Genomic DNA, 22,274 nt, shown 5'->3' with positions numbered 1-22,274 from the left:
GCCTAGGAGAGTTCTCAGGCCTTGGCCAATTGCGCGCGCAAAACCTTCGAAGCGCTCGCCGCCTCGGTAAACTCCTTGAGCCAGCGCAGCACGTCCACGGCCTCCCAGCGTCCCGGGTCGTACAGTGCGTAGAGCAAGCCCTGATAACCCACGACATCCAGCTGCTTGTGGTAGCCGGCACGCTGGAACAGCGCCTCGATTTCGGCAAAGCAGGTATTGAAATGCACCTTGTTGAAGGGCGTCTTGCCTTCCGTGACCAGGCCATCGAGGCGCAGCTCGTTCACCGCATCGCGCACGATGTCGGCGGACATGCGATTGACGCTGCTTTTCAGTTGTTCGACATTCACCACGGGCGTTCCCTCTATTCAATCGCTGTACAAACATACAGTAACGTAATAATCGGAAACCCGCCATCGCCTAAACGTCAGCGCAGAAAGGCAACAACTTGCTCAGTGTCGAAAGGCCAATCCAGTTCAGCCCCCGTGTCTACCCGTCGGAGCACCGGAATCCGCAGGCCGTAGGCCTCGGTCAGGTCGTCGGGGTCGATGATATCCACCAGCTCCACGAGCAACCCGTGCTCGACGAGCGGCATGATTTCGGCTTCGGCAATTTCACACAGATGGCAACCCAGGGTGCCGAACAGCTGGCATTCAGGAAGCATGGCAAATCAACTCGATTGGAAAACACGCCACTATTCTAAGCCCAACATTGCCCGGCAGGCGCGCCGATCAATCCTGACTGACCGCGCCGATCTTGTGGATCGACAGGTCCGCCCCGTAATACTCCTCTTCCTGGCTCAGACGCAGCCCGGACACGCGCTTGATCACGCCGTACACCAGCAAGCCACCGACCAGCGCCACGGCGACGCCGAGGGCGGTGCCGATCAACTGACTGATCAGGCTGACACCGCCCAGCCCGCCCAGGGCCGTCTGCCCGAAGATGCCGCAGGCAATGCCACCCCATACGCCACAGAGGCCGTGCAGCGGCCACACCCCCAGCACGTCATCGATCTTCCAGCGATCCTGGGCGGCCATGAAGCACCACACAAACAAGCCGCCCGCGACCACACCGGTGACCAGCGCGCCCACCGGATGCATCAGGTCGGAACCGGCGCAGATCGCCACTAGCCCAGCCAGCGGGCCGTTGTGCAGAAAGCCGGGGTCATTGCGGCCGATCACCAGCGCGGCGACCGTGCCGCCGACCATTGCCATCAACGAGTTGACCGCCACCAGGCCGCTGACGCCATTGAGGGTTTGCGCGCTCATCACGTTGAACCCGAACCAGCCCACGATCAAAATCCACGAACCCAGCGCGAGAAACGGAATGCTGGAGGGCGCAAACGCCACCAGGCGCCCTTCGCGGTAACGTCCGTTGCGCGGGCCGAGCAACAGCACCGCCGCCAACGCCAGCCAGCCACCCATGGCATGCACCACCACGGAACCGGCGAAGTCGTGGAAGCTGGCGCCAAAGGTGACGAGCAGCCAGGCTTGCAGACCAAAGTTGCCATTCCACACCAGGCCTTCGAAAAACGGGTAGATGAACGCCACGATCAATGCCGTCGCGCACAACTGCGGCGCAAATTTCGCGCGCTCGGCAATGCCCCCGGAAATGATCGCCGGGATCGCCGCGGCAAAGGTCAACAGGAAGAAAAACTTCACCAGGCCGTAGCCATGATCGGCGCTGATCACCGCCGCCGGTTGCAGGAAGCTGACCCCGTACGAAATCCAATAGCCTATAAAGAAATAAGCCAGGGTGGAGATCGCAAAGTCGCTGAGGATTTTCGACAGCGCGTTGACCTGGTTCTTCTGGCGCACGGTACCGACTTCCAGAAAGGCAAAACCGGCATGCATGGCCAGAACCATCACCGCGCCAATCAGGATGAACAGGGTGTTGGAACTATGGACAAGCGTGTCCACAGCACTTTGCAAATTTTCCATGGAGGTTGGCAGGCCTGCAGTAAGGCAAACAGCACCAAATCGGTTCACACCGCGACGGCTCGCACTAAATTGGCACCAAAGCTCGCCCCTTGTTCAAGAGAGCGTGAACCGCTTTAGCGCAGCAATCAGCACAACCGGCGATTCCCGCTAGGGTATTTGCGCGAGTTTCAATTAATTAGGGTAAGGTTTTTCAAGGCTTGCACCTCGACCGCCCGGATTCAGCGCAGGCCTTGGGGCCTGCGCACCAAGGCAAAGCAAAAGCTGTACCAGACAATTGCAGTGAACCTTCGGCGAAGCCCGCGACTCGAAACCACACGTACCGAACAGCCACACACGGAGATACCCATGGCCGGCAAAACAGCAAAGACTGCTCAAGAAATACTGATGGCGGATTTTCAGGCCCTCGTCAGCGATACCGAAAGGCTGCTGGACGACACCGCTATCCTGGCCGGCGACCAGGCCGATGAGCTGCGCACCAGGATCCATGAAAGTCTGCTGAAGGCCCGTGAGACCCTGCAATTGACCGAAGACTCCCTGCGCGAGCGCAGTCAGGCGGCCATTACCGCCACAGAAGATTACGTGCAAGCCAACCCATGGCAGTCTGTCGGCATCGCTGCCGGCGTGGGCTTTTTGATCGGTCTGCTGGCTACCAGGCGCTAATATCATGGCTATCGACGAAACCAGCTCGTCAAAGGGCGCAGGTTCCACCTCCCGTCGTCTGGGCGCTGCCGTGCTCGGCTTGCTGCACAGCCATGTCGAACTGTTTGGCATCGAGTTGCAGGAACAGAAGGCACGTACCGTCAGCCTGCTGCTGTTTGCCGGCCTGGCACTGGTGTTCGCCCTGTTGCTGTTGGTGGGGTTATCGACGCTGGTCATGATCCTGGTCTGGGACACCGGCTACCGCCTGACCGGCATCATCAGCCTGTGCGTGTTTTACAGCCTGGCCGCAGCCTTCTGCGGGGTGCGCTTGAAAGCGGCGGTGTTCGATGAGTCCACCCCGTTCCATGCCACCCTCGAAGAATTGGCCAATGATCGGGAGCGCCTACTGCCATGAGCCTGCCTGAAATCCCGCAAAACACTTCCCGTCGAGAAATGCGCAAAGCGTTGATTCGCCTGCGCATGGAAATGCACCGCCAGGAAATCCGGCATGAGTCCCAGCAACTGATGGGCCCGCTGCACAGAGTGCGCAACCTGCGTCACAACTGGCAGGACAGCCTGGGCATCAAGCACGCGCCGTTGTGGGGCGTGGCGGCGGTGACACTGATGGGGTTCTTTACCGGCAAGGGCGCCAAGGGCGGCAGTATCAGCAGCGTGACGCGCCTGGTACGGCTGGGGGCCGGGTTGATCCCGCTGATCAAACTGGCCATGCAAGGCGCTTCGCGCAGAAAGTAAGCCCGCTTGCGAGCTCCATACCACGACCTGACCGCCGGACAATTCTGCAACGGCGGTCAGCGCCTGCTGTTAGTTGCAATCGACACCCTCGACCTGAAGATTTCCGCTTGCCCCGCCAGCGCGGAAACGGGAAGCTGCTGGTGTCATTCACCGTACGGAGAGTACCTGCCTTGGATTGGCCTACCCTGCTGACCCGCGAACGTCTTGGCAAACCCCTGCACAGCCCTGAAGAACTGGGCCGCAGTCCTTTTCACAAAGACCATGACCGTATTATTTTCTCCGGCGCTTTCCGTCGCCTGGGCCGCAAGACCCAGGTGCATCCCGTTTCCAGCAATGACCATATCCATACACGCTTGACCCACTCGCTGGAAGTCAGCTGTGTGGGCCGCTCCCTTGGCATGCGCGTCGGTGAAACATTGCGCAGCGCCCTGCCCGACTGGTGCGACCCCAGCGACTTGGGCATGGTGGTGCAGTCGGCTTGCCTGGCCCACGACATCGGCAACCCGCCCTTCGGCCATTCCGGCGAAGACGCCATTCGCCACTGGTTTCAGCAGGCCGCCGGGCGCGGCTGGCTGGATGATATGAGCAGCGCCGAGCGCAATGACTTCCTCAACTTCGAAGGCAATGCCCAGGGTTTCCGGGTGCTGACCCAGCTGGAATATCATCAGTTCGACGGCGGCACGCGGCTGACCTACGCCACCCTGGGCACCTACCTCAAGTACCCCTGGACGGCCCGCCACGCGGACTCGTTGGGCTATAAGAAGCACAAGTTCGGCTGCTACCAGAGTGAACTGCCGATTCTGGAACAGATCGCCCATAAACTCGGCCTGCCGCAACTGGAGGAGCAGCGCTGGGCCCGCCATCCGTTGGTGTATTTGATGGAGGCGGCCGATGACATCTGCTATGCGTTGATCGACCTCGAAGACGGCCTGGAGATGGAGTTGCTGGAGTACGCCGAAGTCGAGTCACTGTTGCTCAGCCTGGTGGGTGATGACCTGCCGCAGACGTATCGACAGTTGGGCGCATCGGATTCCCGTCGCCGCAAGCTGGCGATCCTGCGCGGCAAGGCCATCGAGCACCTGACCAACGCAGCAGCGCAGGCATTTGTCGAGCAGCAGGACGCCCTGCTTGCGGGCACCCTGCCTGGCGATCTGGTAGAGCACATGCACGGTCCGGCGAAGCGTTGCGTACTGGATGCAAAGGACATGGCGCGCAAGAAAATTTTCCAGGACAAACGCAAGACCCTGCATGAAATCGGCGCCTACACCACCCTGGAAATCCTGCTGAACGCCTTTTGCGGTGCGGCCCTGGAGCAACACGGCGGGCGTACGCCGTCGTTCAAGCACCGCCGTATTCTCGACTTGCTGGGCAATAGCGCACCAGACCCCGCCTGGCCGTTGCACGCCTCGTTCCTGCGCATGATTGATTTCATCGCCGGCATGACCGACAGCTACGCCACCGAAATGGCACGAGAGATGACCGGGCGCTCCAGCCCTCAATAACCACCCGATCAATGGGCTCTGTTCCCTGGAAAGAATCGCCCTACGATGGGAACAGAGCAGCCTGATCGAATTCGTACACCTCCCCAAGGAATAATCACGCACGCTATCGCGGACCAGCCGAGCAATTCCTACGCCCCATCGACGCTTGAATCACTGTGTGCACCCTATGCCCAGACATCCCCTTCGTATTCTTTTGGTGGAGGACCATCCCTTTCAACTCCTGGCCACCCAATGCCTGCTCAGAAGCTTTGGCTTCCCCCACCTCACCCCCGTCGAAAATGCCGAACAGGCCATACGCACAATGACCCAGTCTCAATTCCCCTTTGACTTGATGTTATGCGACCAGTGCCTGCCTGACCTGCCCGGCATTGAATTGGTGGAAATCGCCAGCCGTGGGCAGTTCATCATCAGCGCCATTCTGTTGAGCGGCCTGTCGACGACAGAATTACTCAAACTGACCACAGAAGCTGCGCAGCGAAACCTTCCACTACTGGGCTGTTTGTCAAAACCATTAAACAAAGATGAACTTGAAGGTTTAATACCCTCAACTTAAGCCTTACCAATGTAGGACTTTAAACTCCCTGGCGGTTGAAAAATAACCTGAGAACCGTCGCAAAACACCTGTGCCCGCTAACTGCGCCAGCCGCACCGAAAACATTCATACTCCGTGTCACGATTACCTAACAGCTTGTAGGCCTCTACCTTTTTTATTGTAGGAAACATCCTGTTTTGTGCTTGCACCCCCCACGCTCCATGCTGCTGCCTGTTCTTCTGAGCTAATGTGACCGCTTTATTTGCACTGGCATGGAATGTAATTATGAACACCGTTTTTATTATCGACGACCACCCCGTTATACGGCTTGCCATACGAATGTTACTCGAACATGAGGGTTACAAAGTCGTTGGCGAAACGGATAACGGGTGCGACGCCATACAAATGGTCCGCGAATGCCTGCCGGACCTGGTCATTCTCGATATCAGCATCCCTAAACTTGACGGCCTCGAAGTGCTCTGCCGATTCAACGCCATGAGCACGTCGATGAAAACCCTGGTTCTCACAGCCCAATGTCCAACGCTGTTTGCCACGCGCTGCATGCGTTCGGGCGCCGACGGTTACGTCTGCAAGGAGGGGGACCTGAGCGAACTGTTGAGTGCTATTCGCGCGGTACTGTCCGGTTACAACTACTTCCCCAGCCAGGCATTGAATGCAAATGGGCTGGAAGGTGGCGACACACAGGAGTTGGAGCTATTCAAAACCGTTAATGACCGGGAACTCATGGTTCTGCAACTTTTTGCACAAGGTCGAACTAACAAGGAAATAGCCAAGGGCATGTTTTTGAGCAACAAAACAGTCAGCACTTACAAAAAGCGACTAATGCAGAAACTAAAAGCCCAGTCTTTAGTCGAGCTCATCGAGATGGCAAAACGAAACGCGCTAGTGTGAGAAAGCGGATGCCCAGCCGTATCAAGGACTATTTGATTATATTGAGTGCCGGTTTGTACTTCAGCACTGCCGTGCTTGCGGACGCCTCCACCGACCCGCAACACCTCACCTTATTGAGTCGCGCGGGAATCGTCCAACTGGACACTCAACTGGACAGGACCCAGCGCCAGTGGCTGCAGCACAAGCGCGAGCTGGTACTGGGTACTGCCGCGCCTGATTACCCGCCGTTCGACCTCACCTCCAGTGGCCGCGATTACGAAGGCCTTACTGCAGACTACGCAGGCCTGCTGGCCAAGGCCCTTGCACTACCGGTCAAGGTCCTGCGCTACCCCTCCCGGTTATCCGCCATTCAAGCCCTTGAAGCCGGCGATATCGATTTGCTGGGTTCCTCCAATGGCTTCGAGGCCGCGAACCCCAATCTCACCCTGTCGGCACCTTACGCCGTGGACCAGCCGGTACTGGTCACTCGCGAGGGGGAAACCCGCAGCCTCAGCGATGGCCTGGAAGGGCTGCGCTTGAGTCTCGTCTATCATTACTTGCCACTCGATGAAGTGGAAAAACTGTATCCCAAGGCCGATATTCGCACCTATCCCTCCTATCAGAATGCTCTGAATGCGGTGGCATTCGATCAGGCGGACGTCTTTCTTGGCGACACGATTTCTACCCATTTCATGATCAACAAGGGCTACCTCAAAAACATTCGCATGGCCAACTTCGGCAAGCACGAAGCCTATGGTTTCAGCTTTGCCCTGCGCCACGACAACCTCATTCTCCTGAGCATTGTCGACACGGTTCTGGCGGCTGTGCCGATCAACGAACGAGATAGTATCGCCAAGCGCTGGAGCGCCGGCAGCGATATCCTGCTGACCGACAAGAAACTGCAGTTGACCCCGCGCGAAGAACGCTGGCTGAAGGCGCACCCGGTCGTGAAAGTCGTCGTGAATGAAACCTTTGCGCCACTCACCTTCTTCGATGCGGAGGGCAACTTTCGCGGTATCACCGCCGACGTTCTTGAGCTCATTCGCTTGCGGACCGGCTTGCGTTTCGCGGTTCAGCGCGGGCGTGAAGTGGACGCGATGATCGAGCAGGTCGCCACGCAGAAGGTCGACATGATCGGCGCCATCGTGCCGAGCAACCAACGGGAGGCGCAGCTCAATTTCAGCCGTCCCTACCTTGAAAATTCCTACGTACTCTTGACCCGCAAAGAGCCTGGAGCGCCCTTGAACCTGGAGCAGATGACGGGCAAGCGCCTGGCGGTAACCCGAGGCACACCGCTGGCCGATACGCTGCGCAGGGACTATCCCCGGATTGATCTGGTGGAAACCGGCGATGCCTTCAGGTCGTCCGAGTTGCTTGCACAAGGGCACGTGGATGGCGCTGTGAACACATTGCTGATCGCCAACTATTTCCTGTCCTCGAAGGTTTTCCAGGACAAGCTGCAGATCACTACCAGCATCGGCACAACACCGGCGACGTTCGCCCTGGCCACCTCACGCCATGCCACCGAATTGAGCTCGATCCTCGACAAAGCGCTGCTCAGTATCGCCCCGGATGAAATGGGTGTGATCAATAGTCGCTGGCGTGGCTACACGGTCGAGTCCGACAGTTACTGGCGCAACTACAATCAGCTGATTGCCAGGATCGTCATGGGTACCGGCCTGTTGCTCCTGGTTTCCCTGACCTGGAACGCCTACATGCGCCGCCAGATCCGGCACCGGAAAATGGCCGAGCGCGCCCTCAACGATCAGTTCGAATTCATGCGCGCGCTGGTCAACGAAACGCCACACCCCATCTACGTACGCGACCGTAATGGCCTGCTGCAAACCTGCAACGACAGCTACCTGCAGGCCTTCGACGTCAAGCGCGAGGAGGTGATCGGCAAGAGCGTGACCCAGATGAGCATGGCCCTGGCACCCGAGGCATCGCAGTACCATGCCGATTACATGCGGGTGGTGGCTGAGGGCAATCCATTGATTCTCGACCGCACCCTGCACATCCATGGAAGGAAACTGACGATCTACCACTGGATTCTGCCCTACCGCGATTCCACCGGCGAAGTTCAGGGCATCATCGGCGGCTGGATCGACATCAGTGAACGCCGCCAGTTGTTTGATGAGCTGCGCGCCGCCAAGGAGCGTGCCGACGAGGCCAACCGCGCCAAAAGCACGTTCCTGGCCACCATGAGCCACGAAATCCGCACCCCGATGAACGCCGTGATCGGCATGCTCGAACTGACCCTCAAGCGCGCCGACCAGGGGCACCTCGACCGTCCGGCAATCGAAGTGGCCTACAACTCGGCCAAGGACTTACTGGAACTGATAGGCGACATTCTCGACATCGCGCGCATTGAGTCCGGCCGGCTCAGCCTGGCCCCGGAGCGCGTCAATCTGCGAGAGGTGATTGAGTCGGTGGTGCGCGTCTTCGATGGTCTGGCCCGGCAGAAAACCCTGAGCCTGCTACTGGAGTTCAAGCCCGAGCTGAGCGACATCGATGTGCTCATCGACCCGTTGCGCTTCAAGCAAGTGCTGTCCAATCTTGTGAGCAACGCCATCAAGTTCACCGAACATGGGCAGGTGAAGATCAAGGTGCAGGTGCAACCGAGCCAGGCGCAGGAACAGGTCGAAGTGAAGCTGGTCGTGGAAGATACCGGCATCGGTATCAACCGGGACGACCAATTGCGTCTGTTCGAGCCGTTCGCCCAGGCCGACAATTCCGGGCACCTGGCCAGAAGCGGTGCCGGGCTGGGCCTGGTGATCTGCCGCAGTCTCTGCGCAATGATGGGTGGCCAGTTGAGTCTGAGCAGCGTGCCCATGGTCGGCACGCAGGTGCACGTCAACCTCAGAATGCCGCGCCTGCACCCGATCGCGCCCGCGGGTGAGCAAACGCCTGCGAAGCCGGCCTCTACCCCGGTGCTCAATGTGCTGGTGGTGGACGATCATCCGGCGAACCGCCTGCTGATGTGCCAGCAACTGGGCTACCTGGGCCATCAATTCACCGCCGCCGAGCACGGCGCCGCCGGGTTCCAGGCCTGGCGCCAGGAACAGTTCGACCTGGTGATCGCAGACTGCAACATGCCCATCATGAATGGCTATGAGTTGACCCGGTCCATCCGCGAGTACGAGCAACGCGAACACTTGACGCCCTGCGTGGTGCTGGGGTTTACCGCCAATGCCCAACCGGAGGAAAGACAACGCTGTGTGGAAGCCGGCATGGATGACTGCCTGTTCAAACCGATCAGTCTCACCGTGCTGGAGCGGCAACTGGCACAGATCATTCCTCAGCTCACGAGCCAGCGGCTGGACCTGGGAAGCCTGGAGGCGCTGACGGGAGGCGATCGGCAAATGAGTCGACGTTTGCTCGAAGAGCTGCTCACCAGCAGCGTTCATGATCGCCAGGCACTCATCGAACTGCTGGATCGCAAGGCTTCACCCACGGAAATCATCGAGCAGGCGCACAAGATCAAGGGGGCCGCGCGGATCGTTCAAGCCAACGCCCTGGCCGGGCAGTGCGAAGCACTGGAGCAAGCCTGCTCCGGCAATGATGATCGGCGAGTGATCGAGACGGGTATCAAATCCCTGGAAAAACTCATGCTTGAGCTGGAGCGGGCACTGCAGATGCAACTGCATGAACTGGACAGCCAATAGGAGGCAGGGCTCGCTGTAGGAGCAAGCTTGCTCGCGAAAAACGTCCAGGCAACGCGTTCATTCTGGATAAACGCGGTGGCCCTGAGTTCTTCGCGAGCAAGGGCTAGCCGCCCGCCTCGCTCCTACAAAAAGCCTTAACTGACTGGCATTAGGGCCCACCCCCGCCTCGTTCCCTCAGCAGTCGGTCAAGCGCAGGAAAATAGCCGCCAGTTGTTCGATACCTGCCTGGTCCTGAGGCGTAAAACGCGCCAGTGACGGGCTGTCGAGGTCAAGTACGCCAATCAATTGGCCGTTCTTGACCAGCGGTACCACCAGTTCGCTGTTCGAAGCGCTGTCACAGGCAATGTGCCCGGCAAATGCATGCACGTCTTCCACTCGCTGGGTCTGCCGGGACGCCGCGGCGGCGCCACACACGCCACGGCCGAAAGGGATCCGCACACAGGCGATCTGGCCTTGAAACGGACCAAGGACCAGCTCCTCATTGCGATTGAGGTAAAAACCCGCCCAGTTCAGGTCGTCCAGCTGATTGAACAGGAATGCGGAGAATTGGGCGCTGTTGGCGATGAAATCCCGCTCATCGGCCAGCAGCGACTCCAGTTGCGCGCAAAGCAGGGCATAGCCATCCAGGCCGGTGCCGGCCTGTTGCAAATCGATCATGGTTGACGCTCCAGCAATTTGAGACCTACCCAGTAGCGGGCGAATTGATACGCGCAGCGGCCATTACGGTTACCGCGTCCGGTCGCCCAGCGCACGGCGAGAATGTCGAGTCGTTCATCGCGCTGCCACTGCAGGCCGGACTTGCCCGCCAACTCCCCGATCCAGTGCTCCACCACATTCAGGAAATGTTCCTGGGTGAACGGATAAAACGACAGCCACAAGCCAAAACGGTCGGACAGGGCAATCTTGTCCTCCACCGCCTCGCTCGGGTGCAGCTCGCCATCCACGCGTTTCCAATTGTCGTTGTCACTCTGGTTTTCCGGCACCAGGTGGCGACGGTTGGAGGTGGCGTAGAGCAACACGTTTTCCGGCGCCTGCTCCAGCGAGCCATCCAGTACGCTCTTGAGCACGCGGTAGTCGCCTTCACCGGCCTCGAACGACAGGTCATCGCAGAACAGGATAAAACGCTGCGGCAGCTTGAGCAGTTGCTCGACCACACGCGGCAGATCGGCCAGATGGTCGCGCTCGATTTCGATCAATCGCAGGCCCGCGTTGGCGTGCTGGGCGAGCAAGGCGCGTACCATGGAGGACTTTCCGGTGCCACGCGAACCCCACAGCAGCGCGTGGTTGGCAGGCAGGCCGTCAAGAAACTGTTGAGTGTTACGCGCCAATTGTTCACGTTGTTTGTCTACGCCGATCAGGTCCGACAGACGCATGTCCAGGCTGACTTCCAGCGGCAACAGGAAGCCGGTGCGGCCTTCGCGCTGCCAGCGGGCGGCCAGGCAGTGATTCCAGTCGATGGCTTGGCGTGGGGCGGGTAACAGCGGTTCCAGGCGTGCGAGCACGGCGTCGGCCCGCTCAAGAAAGGCATTCAATCGAGAATCCACAGCTATTCCTCTGGCAAGTTCTTGTAAAAGATGGCGTATTGGCAACCCTGTGGCAGACCACACAAGGCTGCGTCAAGAAAATCGATTCATGCCGGGCACGTCATCGCTGGTGGATGTTCAGCTATGCTTGCCGGGCGAAGGGAAACGTAAGTGGTTCAACACTCGATGGATATCAAGTTCGCCCACCGCTTGTCTTATAAACAAGCCAGATTGACTGTGCTGGTCGGTTTCGTCTTGGGAACCTTGCTCAGTTTTATCCAAATCGGCATCGATTATGCCAGTGAAGATGCATCCATCAACCGTGAAATACGCTCGCTGATCGAAATCAGCCATAACCCTGCCTCGCGCATCGCCTATAACATCGATGCCGAGCTCGCCAAGGAACTGACCCTGGGCCTGCTACACTCCCCGGCCATCGTCCATGCACAGCTGGTCGACAACAACGGCATGGTGCTGGCGGACGTCGACCGACCGCGCCAGGAAAGCCATTACCGGCCAGTCAGCGACTTTCTGTTTGGCGCCAACCGCCAATTTGAAGACCGGTTGTTCCTCAGCCACATGCCCAACGAATCCCTGGGTGTACTGCGCCTGGACGTAGACACCTACGCATTTGGCAGCCGCTTCCTGCGCCGCGCCGAGATCACCCTGCTCAACGGTTTCGTACGCAGCCTGCTGCTGACCGGGATCCTGCTGGGCTTGTTCTACGTCATGCTCACCCAGCCGCTGGTGCGCATTATTCGAGCGTTGAGCACGCGCAAACAGGCGCGCCTGGACTGCCCGCCGGGGCATGAGCATGACGAAATCGGCGTACTGGTCGACGTTGCCAACCAGCAATTCGAAAACATGGAAACCGAGATTCAGCAGCGTCGTCATGCCGAAGATCGCCTCACCGAATACCTCGGCCAACTGGAAGACATCGTTTCAGCGCGCACCCTCGAACTCAAGACCAGCAACCAGCGCTTGAGCCAGTTCAATGATGAACTGGAAGCCGCGAGACTGACCGCCCTGGGCATGGCTCAGGCTCGGGCGGCGTTTCTGGCCAATATGAGCCATGAAATCCGCACCCCACTCAATGGCCTGCTGGGCATGATTGCCCTTTCGCTGGACAGCCCGCTCAACGCCGAGCAGCGCCAGCAACTGTCGATCGCCCATGATTCGGGCAAGGTCCTGGTGGAATTGCTCAACGATATCCTCGACCTGTCCAAGTTCGACGCAGGCCAGCTGGAGCTTGAGCGCATCCCGTTCGACCTCGGTTCACTGGTGGAAGACACCGCCAACCTGTTGTCGCAAAACGCCGCGCCCAGTGTGGAACTGACCTGCCTGATCGATCCGCTGTTTCCCGCCCAGGTCATTGGCGACCCGACGCGGGTGCGGCAAATCGTCAGCAACCTGCTGTCCAATGCCTTGAAGTTCACCCGCTTCGGCCGTGTGGACGTGCGCCTGAGCCACCACGGCGACGGAGTACGCATTGAGGTCTGTGATACCGGTATCGGGATTGCCCAGGATGCCCAGGTGAAGATTTTCCAGCCGTTTACCCAGGCCGGTGCGGGTATCACGCGCCAATTTGGCGGCACGGGCCTGGGGCTCGCCTTGACTTATAACCTGTGTGAAGCCATGCACGGGCGCTTGAGCATCAGTTCGGAGGTCGGCTTCGGCAGCCAGTTCTGCGCCGACCTGCCGTTGCCCGTTCACCTGCCGGCAATCCCCCAAGCACCATTGACGGGGGACGTGATCGTCATTACCAACCAAAGCAGCGGCCTGGGCGAATTGCTCACCACCCTGCTCCCTCATTGGGGATTGGCGCCGCGTTGCTACTCGATGGAAGACGACCTGAGCGGGCAGCATCCCGACCTGTTGATCACCGACTGCCCGGAATGCCTGTTTCGCCTGAGGCCGGGCATTACCGCGCCGATCCTGGTCGTGACCGCCTATGGCAATTTCATGCCCAGCGAAGAAGTTGCGGCGCTGGCGCCGCTGCAGCAACAAGCCCGCCCGTTGAGTCGTAACGCGCTGTACCAGATCCTGCAGCGCAACCTGCGCAGCGACACGCAACCGATTCTGGACCCGGTGCAAATCGACGCCTCGCCTCTGAGCCATCGTGCGCGCATCCTGCTGGTGGAGGACAACCCGGTCAATCAACTAGTGGCCAAGGGCATGCTCAGCAAGCTCGGCTGCGAGGTCATCGTGGCCGCCCACGGTGGCGAAGCCCTCAAGTTGCTTGAGGACCAACGCTTCGATCTGGTGTTGATGGATTGCAACATGCCTGTGATGGACGGCTACGAGGCCAGCCGGCAGATTCGCCAGAGCGGCCGTTGGCCGGACCTGCCAATCGTCGCCTTGACCGCCAACGCCCTGGCCGAAGAGCGTGAGCGCTGCCGTGCCGCGGGGATGAACGATTACCTGGCCAAGCCGTTTCGCCGTGAGGAACTCAAGGCTCTGCTGGACCTGTGGGCGCCTGAGACGACACGCCTCATTTGAGCAGCGCTTCGATCTCCTGGCTCAGGTCCTGGGGCTTGGTTGTGGGTGCAAAACGCTTGACCTGCCGGCCGTCACGCCCGATGAGGAACTTGGTGAAATTCCACTTGATGTTCTTTGAGCCCAGCAGGCCTGGCGCCTGTTTTTTCAGTTGCACGAACAGCGGGTGGGCATCGCTGCCATTGACGTCGATTTTTTTGAACAAAGGGAAACTGACGCCGAAGTTCAACTCGCAAAACTCGGTGATTGCGCCTTCGTTGCCCGGCTCCTGCTTGCCGAACTGGTTGCACGGGAAGCCCAGCACCACCAGGCCCTGGTCCTTGTATTGCTGCCAGAGCTGCTCCAGGCCTTTGTACTGAGGGGTGAAACCACACTTGCTGGCGGTGTTGACCACCAGAATGGCCTTGCCGGCGAAATCGGCCAAGGTCTTTTGCTCACCCTTGATGGTGGTGCACGGGATGCTCAGCAAGTTGTCGCTCATGTCAGTGCCTCTGATTAAGGGAAGAAGCAGAAAGGTAGTTCGCCATTGAGTTGCGTCAACTCAATTGATGAAAGTGATGGCATGCGATCAACCCAGGGCCCATGTAGATGAGAGTAAGCGTCCATGCCAGCTCTTTGTAGGAGCGAGCTTGCTCGCGAAAGAACTTAGGGCACCGCGTTTATTCAGAACGGACGCGTTGCCCAGGTGTTTTTCGCGAGCCAGCTCGCTCCCACATTTTTGACCGAGAAGGTGCGCACTCAGCGTGGCACCAGGTCCAGGCACACCGAGTTGATGCAGTAGCGCAGGCCGGTCGGTGGCGGGCCGTCCGGGAACACGTGCCCCAGGTGGGCGTCGCATTTTGCGCAGGTAACTTCGGTGCGAATCATGCCGTGGCTGACGTCACGAATCTCCACCATCGCGCTATCGGCAATCGGCTCGTAGAAGCTCGGCCAGCCGCAGCCGGAATCGAACTTGGCGGCGGAATCGAACAGCGGCTCATTGCAGCAAATGCAGTGGTAGACGCCGTCGGTCCTGGTCTCGTTGTACTTGCCGCTGAACGGCCGCTCGGTACCTTTGAGACGGCACACCTGGTACTGCGCGGGATCGAGCATGTCCCGCCATTCTTCGAGCGTTTTCTCCAACTTGTCCATCGATACACCTCGGCAACTGAAAAACCCTGATCTGTGTCTTTTCCGTGGATCAGGCGGCACGTATGATTGCGCCTCTTCAAAACGCCAGTCTGGCACCCGCGCCATCACCATTCAAACGTATTTATGGGTGCTAGCCGCGCAGGATTCAACCGTACGGTAATGCTTGCACCGTCTGGATCGTTCATTTTCGGGATCACATCACCATGCAGGTCAGCAAATCGAACAAGCTCGCCAACGTCTGCTACGACATTCGCGGCCCGGTGCTCAAGCACGCCAAACGCCTGGAAGAGGAAGGCCATCGCATCCTCAAGCTGAACATCGGCAACCCGGCGCCCTTTGGTTTCGAAGCACCGGACGAAATCCTCCAGGACGTGATCCGCAACCTGCCCACCGCCCAAGGCTACAGCGACTCCAAAGGCCTGTTCAGCGCACGCAAGGCGGTGATGCAGTATTACCAGCAGAAGCAGGTGGAAGGTGTCGGTATTGAAGACATCTACCTGGGCAATGGCGTGTCTGAACTGATTGTGATGTCGCTGCAGGCCTTGCTCAACAACGGCGACGAAGTGCTGGTGCCGGCACCGGATTACCCGCTGTGGACCGCCGCCGTGACCCTGGCTGGCGGCCACCCGGTGCACTACCTGTGCGACGAAGGTGCCGACTGGTTCCCCGACCTGGCCGATATCAAGGCCAAGATCACCCCGAACACCAAGGCCCTGGTGATCATCAACCCGAACAACCCCACCGGCGCCGTGTACTCCCGGGAAGTGCTGCTGGGCATGCTGGAACTGGCGCGCCAACACAACTTGGTGGTGTTCTCCGACGAGATCTACGACAAGATCCTCTACGATGACGCCGTGCACGTGTGCACCGCCTCCCTGGCCCCAGACCTGCTGTGCCTGACCTTCAACGGCCTGTCCAAGTCCTACCGCGTTGCGGGGTTCCGCTCCGGCTGGATCGCCATTTCCGGGCCCAAGCATAACGCCCAGAGCTATATCGAAGGCATCGACATGCTGGCCAACATGCGCCTGTGCGCCAACGTGCCGAGCCAGCACGCGATCCAGACCGCCCTTGGCGGCTACCAGAGCATCAACGACCTGGTGCTGCCACAGGGTCGCTTGCTGGAACAACGCAACCGCACCTGGGAGCTGCTCAATGCGATTCCGGGCGTCAGTTGCGTAAAGCCCATGGGCGCGTTGTACGCGTTCCCGCGGATCGACCCAAAAGTCTGCCCGATCCTCAACGACGAAAAATTCGTGCTCGACCTGCTGCTGTCGGAAAAACTGCTGGTGGTGCAAGGCACTGCGTTCAACTGGCCGTGGCCGGATCACTTCCGCGTGGTGACCTTGCCGCGCGTGGATGAACTGGATATGGCGATCGGTCGCATCGGCAACTTCCTGAAGTCCTATCGCCAGTAAGGGAAATGCTGCCGTACGACCTTCATTGGGTCGTACAGCGATTATCTGGCAACACTTCTCTGGCGCTGGCACCCTGAACGGGATGATGGCACCGCGCCAGCCGCTCTACCCCAATGTTAGCGGGGGTGCGACATGCTTGACGGCCAGGTAACACAGGCAATTGTTGTGGGAAAATCCCTTCAAAGCGCTACGTTTTCGCTGTAGGACACAGTTTGAAATAGTCGCTCGGTTGAATCACCCCATGCCGCACCTTATATACCCCGCAGTAAGCGACATATTAAGCATGAGGAGAACTCTACAACCATGATGCGCATCCTGCTGTTCTTGGCCACTAACCTGGCGGTCGTACTGATTGCCAGCGTCACCCTGAGCCTCTTTGGCTTCGACGGGTTCATGGCGGCCAACGGGGTTGATCTGAACCTCAATCAGCTGCTGATTTTCTGTGCGGTCTTTGGTTTTGCCGGTTCGTTGTTCTCGCTGTTCATCTCCAAGTGGATGGCGAAAATGAGCACCAGCACCCAGATCATCACTCAACCACGCACTCGCCATGAGCAATGGCTGATGCAAACCGTGGAACAGTTGTCTCAAGAAGCAGGCATCAAAATGCCCGAAGTGGGGATCTTCCCTGCTTATGAGGCCAACGCCTTTGCCACCGGCTGGAACAAGAACGACGCGCTGGTAGCGGTCAGCCAAGGGCTTCTGGAGCGGTTCTCGCCCGACGAAGTCAAAGCGGTACTGGCGCACGAGATCGGCCACGTGGCCAACGGCGACATGGTCACCCTCGCGCTGGTACAGGGCGTGGTGAACACCTTCGTGATGTTCTTTGCACGGATCATCGGCAACTTCGTCGACAAGGTGATCTTCAAGAACGAAGAAGGCCGCGGCATCGCCTACTTCGTGGCAACCATCTTCGCCGAGCTGGTCCTGGGCTTCCTGGCAAGCGCCATCGTGATGTGGTTTTCGCGTAAACGTGAGTTCCGCGCAGACGAAGCCGGCGCACGCCTGGCGGGCACCAGCGCAATGATTGGCGCGCTGCAACGCTTGCGCTCCGAACAAGGCCTGCCGGTGCATATGCCCGACAGCCTGACCGCCTTCGGTATCAATGGCGGCATCAAGCAGGGCCTGGCTCGCCTGTTCATGAGCCACCCGCCACTGGAAGAGCGGATTGACGCATTGCGTCGTCGCGGCTGATAATCCGGCAATACAAAAAAGGGGCGATTGAATCGCCCCTTTTTCGTGGGCGTGATTTACCGCCTGGTCAGCCGATAAACACGCTCATCAAGCCGAGTAACGCCATCGGCCCTGAATTTGCTGCTTTCACTCAAAATGTCCCGCTCTTGCAGCGTGATCACATTCCAGTGCGGGCCCAGCAGCGACTGCACTTCCTCATCCGGGACAGCGAAGGGCGGGCCAGCCCTCTGCGTCTGGTCGTAGTCAACAGTGATCAACAGCCCCTCACAGGCAGGGGTCAGCAGGGTATCGAGATGCTCGGTGTATCGCGAGCGGATTGGCTGCGGCAAGGCGATCAGTGCCGCACGGTCATACAACGCCGTGCAACCGGCCACAGCACTTGCGTCAAGGGCGAAGAAGTCACCGCACCACACTTCGATCAGGCCCGCCTGATACACCTTGAACACGCCTCTCTGATCGATCTGCGGCGCAAGCCCCTGTTCGCTGAAGAATGCCTCAACGGCTTTATCCGACACCTCCACACCCATCACGCGATGCCCACGATCCGCCAACCACTTCATGTCCAGGCTCTTGCCGCACAAAGGCACGAAAACCCTGGCACCATTGACCAGGGCCAACGTTGACCAATGCCGCTGCAAGTAAGGATTAACGTCGGTCTGATGAAAACCGATCTGATTGGTTGCCCAGCGCTCCTGCCAAATTCTTGCGTCCATGCATCACCCTGAAAAATCGATCAAAAGACACTAAATATTATATTAGATCTGGATTAATGATCTGAATGAAGATAGCCCGATATTAATCTTCAGGACTCTTCTCATGTTGCCCAGCCTGTTTATCTCCCATGGCTCCCCGATGCTGGCTCTGCAACCCGGCGCCAGCGGCCCGGCGCTGCAGGCCCTGGCAGACGCGTTGCCACGGCCCAAGGCGATTGTGGTGGTATCGGCGCATTGGGAAAGCCACGAGCTACTGGTCAGTGGCAGCGCCGCGCCCGAAACCTGGCACGACTTCGGCGGCTTCCCTCCCGAACTGTTTGCGGTGCAATACCCTGCGCCGGGTGATCCACGACTGGCGAATGAAATTGCCGAGTTATTGCAGGCCGACGGCCTGACTGCACAGGTCCACAACCAACGGCCCTTCGACCATGGCACCTGGGTGCCCCTATCGTTGATGTACCCGGCGGCGGATATTCCGGTGGTGCAAGTCTCCCTGCCAAGCCGCATGGGCCCGGCTTTTCAAACCCGGGTTGGACATGCCCTCTGCAGTCTGCGCGATCAAGGTGTGCTACTGATCGGCTCCGGCAGCATCACCCATAATCTCGGTGAGCTGGACTGGCGCGCCGGGCCGGGAACCATCACGCCATGGGCGCAAGCCTTTCGCGACTGGGTGGTCGAAAAACTCGCTGCCGGTGACGAAACAGCCTTGCATGACTATCGCCTCCTGGCGCCCCATGCCGTGCGCAGCCACCCCAGCGACGAGCATTTGTTGCCGCTTTACTTTGCGCGAGGTGCCGGCGGTGATTTCAGCGTGGCGCATCAGGGCTTCACCCTCGGCGCCTTGGGCATGGACATCTATCGCTTTGGCTAACACAGGTGCACAGCCTGAAATCCCAGGCAAAAAAAATCCCCGAACCAGTCGGGGATTTTTTATGTGCGATCAATCAGCCCGAAGGGCGGATCAATCTTCGCGGTAGCGACGCAGCTTCAACTGCTTGCCGGCAACGCGTGTGTCTTTGAGCTTGGCCAGCAGTTTTTCCAGACCGTCTTCCGGCAGCTCCACCAGGGAGAAGCTGTCACGTACCTGGATACGACCGATGGCTTCACGCGCCAGGCCACCCTCGTTGAGGATAGCGCCCAGCAGGTTCTTGGCAGCGATACCGTCACGCGCGCCCAGCGCGGTGCGGCAACGCGCACGACCTTCAGCCAATGGAACCGGAGCACGACGCTCACGATCACCACGGTCTGGACGGTCGCCGGTACGCTCTGGACGATCACCGCGTGGCGCGTTGTTCGGAACCAGTGGGCGTTCTTTCTCGATCGCAGCCAGGGTCAGGGCCTGACCGTTGGTGGCTTTGCGCAGCAAAGCTGCAGCCAGGGCACGCGGGGTGCAACCGATATCGGCAGTCAGGCGGTCCAGCAGGTCGCCGTGGGTCGATTCAGCGTCAGCCACCAGCGGCGCCAGGCTGTTGGTCAGTTTCTTGATGCGAGCATCGAGAACGGCCTGGGCATCCGGCAGACGCACTTCAGCGACTTTCTGGCCGGTTACACGCTCGATCACCTGCAGCATGCGGCGCTCACGTGGAGTCACCAGCAACAGTGCACGACCTTCGCGACCCGCACGGCCGGTACGGCCGATACGGTGAACGTAGGACTCTGGATCGTAAGGCATGTCAACGTTGAACACGTGGGTGATACGCGGAACGTCGAGACCACGAGCGGCAACGTCGGTCGCCACAACGATGTCCAGGCGGCCATCCTTGAGGGAGTCGATTACGCGCTCACGCTGGTTCTGGGCGATGTCACCGTTCAGCGCGGCGGCCTTGTAGCCTTTGGCTTCCAGGGCACTGGCCAGGTCCAGGGTCGCTTGCTTGGTACGCACGAACATGATCAGGGCGTCGAAGTCTTCGACTTCCAGCAGGCTCAATACAGCCGAGGTCTTCTGGTCGGCGTGAACCAACAGGTGAGCCTGTTCGATCGCGGTGACGGTCTGGGTCTTGGTCTGGATCTTCACGTGTTGCGGATCGCGCAGATGGCGTTCGGCAATGGCACGGATCGACTGCGGCAGAGTGGCCGAGAACAGCACGGTCTGACGGGTCGGTGGCAGCGCCTTGAAGATGACTTCCAGGTCGTCCATGAAGCCCAGTTTCAGCATTTCGTCGGCTTCGTCGAGAACCAGGTGGTTCACGGTCGACAGGACTTTCTCGTCACGACGCAGGTGGTCGCACAGACGGCCCGGGGTGGCGACAACGATCTGTGCGCCATTACGGATGGCTTTCAGTTGTGGGCCCATAGGCGCGCCGCCGTAAACGGCCACAACGGTTACGCCTGGCATTTGCTTGGCGTAGGTTTCGAAAGCGGTTGCTACTTGTAGCGCCAACTCACGGGTTGGCGCCAGGATCAGGGCTTGCGGTTCGCGCTTGGCAGGATCGATGCAGTGCAGGATAGGCAGGGCGAACGCGGCGGTTTTACCGGTACCGGTTTGCGCCTGGCCAATCATGTCCTGGCCGGCCATGATGATCGGGATCGATTGCTGCTGAATAGCCGAAGGTTCTTCGTAGCCAGTCGCGATGACGGCGGCGAGAATGTTCGGATTAAGATTAAAAGCGGCGAAGCCGCCGGTTTCCTGGGTCATGGGTCTGCCTCTAAGTGCATCCGCAAAGACCCATGCTCCAAAGCTGCGCATGCCGTGTTGAGACTCAAGAGTCGCCCTGGCTGCTTTGTCGGCGGGGATTTGCGAAAACGAATGAATGAAAAAGATTCGTCAAGGGAGAGTCCGCTGTGCGGACGTGCAGCCGAAGCTGACTTCGGGGAATTGCGCTACCTAAACGCGGCCCGGTTAAAGGCCGGCGCGCACTATACCGGAAATAGCTGAAAAAGGGAGCTTTTTTTATCAGAAAGCCCTGATAAACCGCGCTGCGTTGCGGTCTTTGCAGATAAGTGCGCCAGGGTCTATTTTTCAAAGGCCCGGCCCTGCTGGGCATCACGCTTAAACGGTTCACCTGTACAGACCGGCCCTTTGGTCTGAAACCCAATTCCGCGCCCGAGGGCACAGCCGATGAATCAAGCCAGCACCAGCCGCGTAACGCGTGAACTCCAGGGCCATGTCCTGCTACTGGGGCTGGACCGAGTGGCGAAGCGTAACGCGTTCGACCTGGACCTGCTCAGCGCGTTGAGCATGGCCTATGGTGATTTTGATCGAAACAATGAGGCACGGGTTGCCGTGGTGTTTGCCCATGGCGACCACTTTACTGCCGGGCTCGACCTGGCCAATGTCAGCGGCGTAATGGCCGGCGGCTGGCAACCGCCCCTGGGAGGCTGCGATCCCTGGGGTGTGTTCGCTGGCCCCCGAGTGAATAAGCCGGTGATCGTTGCCGCCCAAGGCTACTGTTTGACTATCGGCATCGAACTGATGCTGGCGGCCGATATCAACTTGTGTGCCAGCAACACCCGCTTTGCGCAGATGGAAGTGCAGCGTGGGATATTTCCGTTTGGCGGCGCGACATTACGCTTTCACCAGATCGCCGGCTGGGGCAATGCGATGCGCTGGTTGCTGACCGGCGATGAGTTCGACGCCCATGAAGCCCTGCGCCTGGGCCTGGTGCAGGAAGTGATGGCCAGCGAAGACCTGCTGCCGCGCGCCATCGAGCTGGCCAATCGCATCGCACGCCAGGCGCCGCTTGGGGTGCAGGCAACGCTGATGTCGGCGCGGTTGGCCCGCACGGAAGGCGAGACTGTGGCGGCCGCCGCATTGCCGCCGTTGGTGGACAAATTGCTCAACAGCGAAGACGCCAAGGAGGGCGTGAGGGCGATGGTCGAGAGGCGGCCGGGGGTGTTCAAGGGTATTTGAGTGGGCAGTGCCGGCCTCATCGGGGGCAAGCCCCCT

General features: G+C 59.4%; 21 protein-coding genes. 12 read left to right on the top strand and 9 right to left on the bottom strand.

Translation table 11 applies throughout. The annotated features are described in order from the left end of the window. Positions 1–14 precede the first annotated feature (14 nt). From SC318_RS08525 to SC318_RS08515, 3 genes are all read right to left on the bottom strand, one after another. Entirely contained in the window at positions 15–350 is a 336-nt protein-coding gene (locus SC318_RS08525) for a transcriptional regulator (protein ID WP_306492269.1), read from the bottom strand. Positions 351–424: 74 nt separating this feature from the next. Next, complete coding sequence (locus tag SC318_RS08520) at positions 425–661, bottom strand: glutaredoxin family protein (RefSeq protein WP_320430407.1); 237 nt, start codon at positions 659–661, stop codon at positions 425–427. 67 nt (positions 662–728) lie between these two features. Next, positions 729–1,937 carry an ammonium transporter gene (locus SC318_RS08515; RefSeq protein WP_320430406.1) on the bottom strand — a complete coding sequence of 403 codons (1,209 nt, stop codon included), beginning with the start codon at positions 1,935–1,937 and terminating at the stop codon, positions 729–731. A 345-nt stretch (positions 1,938–2,282) separates the two neighbouring features. Between SC318_RS08515 and SC318_RS08510 the strand changes: the two genes are divergently transcribed. From SC318_RS08510 to SC318_RS08480, 7 genes are all read left to right on the top strand, one after another. Beyond that, entirely contained in the window at positions 2,283–2,597 is a 315-nt protein-coding gene (locus SC318_RS08510; protein ID WP_320430405.1) for an ElaB/YgaM/YqjD family protein, read from the top strand. Between the two features lie 4 nt (positions 2,598–2,601). Beyond that, complete coding sequence (locus SC318_RS08505) at positions 2,602–2,991, top strand: phage holin family protein (RefSeq protein WP_320430404.1); 390 nt, start codon at positions 2,602–2,604, stop codon at positions 2,989–2,991. After that, a complete protein-coding gene (locus SC318_RS08500; RefSeq protein ID WP_320430403.1) occupies positions 2,988–3,329 on the top strand; it encodes a hypothetical protein in 342 nt (113 codons plus the stop codon). Before SC318_RS08505 ends, SC318_RS08500 begins: the two co-directional genes overlap by 4 nt. Positions 3,330–3,499: 170 nt before the next feature. Beyond that, entirely contained in the window at positions 3,500–4,831 is a 1,332-nt protein-coding gene (locus SC318_RS08495; RefSeq protein WP_320430402.1) for a deoxyguanosinetriphosphate triphosphohydrolase, read from the top strand. Between the two features lie 166 nt (positions 4,832–4,997). Further along, positions 4,998–5,384 carry a response regulator gene (locus SC318_RS08490; RefSeq protein ID WP_320430401.1) on the top strand — a complete coding sequence of 129 codons (387 nt, stop codon included), beginning with the start codon at positions 4,998–5,000 and terminating at the stop codon, positions 5,382–5,384. A gap of 264 nt (positions 5,385–5,648) precedes the next feature. After that, a complete protein-coding gene (locus SC318_RS08485; RefSeq protein WP_320430400.1) occupies positions 5,649–6,275 on the top strand; it encodes a response regulator in 627 nt (208 codons plus the stop codon). Between the two features lie 8 nt (positions 6,276–6,283). After that, a complete protein-coding gene (locus SC318_RS08480; RefSeq protein WP_320430399.1) occupies positions 6,284–9,919 on the top strand; it encodes a transporter substrate-binding domain-containing protein in 3,636 nt (1,211 codons plus the stop codon). 174 nt (positions 9,920–10,093) lie between these two features. On the opposite strand, the gene SC318_RS08475 is transcribed toward SC318_RS08480, so the two are convergent. Continuing rightward, the gene (locus tag SC318_RS08475; RefSeq protein WP_320430398.1) at positions 10,094–10,576 is read right to left on the bottom strand and encodes a free L-methionine (R)-S-oxide reductase MsrC; all 483 of its coding nucleotides are present in this window, start codon (positions 10,574–10,576) and stop codon (positions 10,094–10,096) included. Continuing rightward, on the bottom strand, positions 10,573–11,463 hold the full coding sequence (locus tag SC318_RS08470) for an ATP-binding protein (RefSeq protein ID WP_320430397.1): 891 nt from the start codon (positions 11,461–11,463) through the stop codon (positions 10,573–10,575). Before SC318_RS08470 ends, SC318_RS08475 begins: the two co-directional genes overlap by 4 nt. Before the next feature lie 165 nt (positions 11,464–11,628). Here SC318_RS08470 and SC318_RS08465 point away from each other — a divergent pair, with 165 nt between their 5' ends. Continuing rightward, entirely contained in the window at positions 11,629–13,941 is a 2,313-nt protein-coding gene (locus SC318_RS08465; protein ID WP_320430396.1) for a hybrid sensor histidine kinase/response regulator, read from the top strand. Here SC318_RS08465 and SC318_RS08460 read toward each other — a convergent pair. Both SC318_RS08460 and msrB read right to left on the bottom strand, forming a co-directional pair. Then, complete coding sequence (locus SC318_RS08460) at positions 13,934–14,419, bottom strand: glutathione peroxidase (protein WP_320430395.1); 486 nt, start codon at positions 14,417–14,419, stop codon at positions 13,934–13,936. The genes SC318_RS08465 and SC318_RS08460 overlap by 8 nt on opposite strands. 257 nt (positions 14,420–14,676) lie before the next feature. Continuing rightward, positions 14,677–15,069 carry a peptide-methionine (R)-S-oxide reductase MsrB gene (msrB, locus tag SC318_RS08455; protein ID WP_320430394.1) on the bottom strand — a complete coding sequence of 131 codons (393 nt, stop codon included), beginning with the start codon at positions 15,067–15,069 and terminating at the stop codon, positions 14,677–14,679. Positions 15,070–15,272: 203 nt separating this feature from the next. Between msrB and SC318_RS08450 the strand changes: the two genes are divergently transcribed. Together SC318_RS08450 and htpX are read left to right on the top strand one after the other, a co-directional pair. Further along, on the top strand, positions 15,273–16,484 hold the full coding sequence (locus SC318_RS08450; protein ID WP_065885153.1) for a pyridoxal phosphate-dependent aminotransferase: 1,212 nt from the start codon (positions 15,273–15,275) through the stop codon (positions 16,482–16,484). Positions 16,485–16,787: 303 nt separating this feature from the next. After that, positions 16,788–17,675, top strand: coding sequence for a protease HtpX (htpX, locus tag SC318_RS08445; protein ID WP_124385782.1), 888 nt, complete (start codon positions 16,788–16,790; stop codon positions 17,673–17,675). 56 nt (positions 17,676–17,731) lie between these two features. Here htpX and SC318_RS08440 read toward each other — a convergent pair whose 3' ends face one another. Further along, positions 17,732–18,388 carry a thiopurine S-methyltransferase gene (locus tag SC318_RS08440; RefSeq protein ID WP_320430393.1) on the bottom strand — a complete coding sequence of 219 codons (657 nt, stop codon included), beginning with the start codon at positions 18,386–18,388 and terminating at the stop codon, positions 17,732–17,734. 103 nt (positions 18,389–18,491) lie between these two features. Here SC318_RS08440 and SC318_RS08435 point away from each other — a divergent pair, with 103 nt between their 5' ends. Beyond that, a complete protein-coding gene (locus tag SC318_RS08435) occupies positions 18,492–19,259 on the top strand; it encodes a DODA-type extradiol aromatic ring-opening family dioxygenase (RefSeq protein WP_320430392.1) in 768 nt (255 codons plus the stop codon). A 90-nt stretch (positions 19,260–19,349) separates the two neighbouring features. Here SC318_RS08435 and SC318_RS08430 read toward each other — a convergent pair whose 3' ends face one another. Next, positions 19,350–21,023, bottom strand: coding sequence for a DEAD/DEAH box helicase (locus tag SC318_RS08430; RefSeq protein ID WP_065885148.1), 1,674 nt, complete (start codon positions 21,021–21,023; stop codon positions 19,350–19,352). A gap of 423 nt (positions 21,024–21,446) precedes the next feature. On the opposite strand from SC318_RS08430, the gene SC318_RS08425 reads away from it, so the two are divergent. Further along, positions 21,447–22,238 carry a crotonase/enoyl-CoA hydratase family protein gene (locus tag SC318_RS08425; protein WP_320430391.1) on the top strand — a complete coding sequence of 264 codons (792 nt, stop codon included), beginning with the start codon at positions 21,447–21,449 and terminating at the stop codon, positions 22,236–22,238. Positions 22,239–22,274 lie beyond the last annotated feature (36 nt).

This window comes from Pseudomonas sp. MUP55 (assembly GCF_034043515.1).
GTDB lineage: Bacteria > Pseudomonadota > Gammaproteobacteria > Pseudomonadales > Pseudomonadaceae > Aquipseudomonas.
The sequence above is the reverse complement of the archived record's forward strand: the minus strand, read 5'-3'. Positions and strand labels throughout refer to the sequence as shown.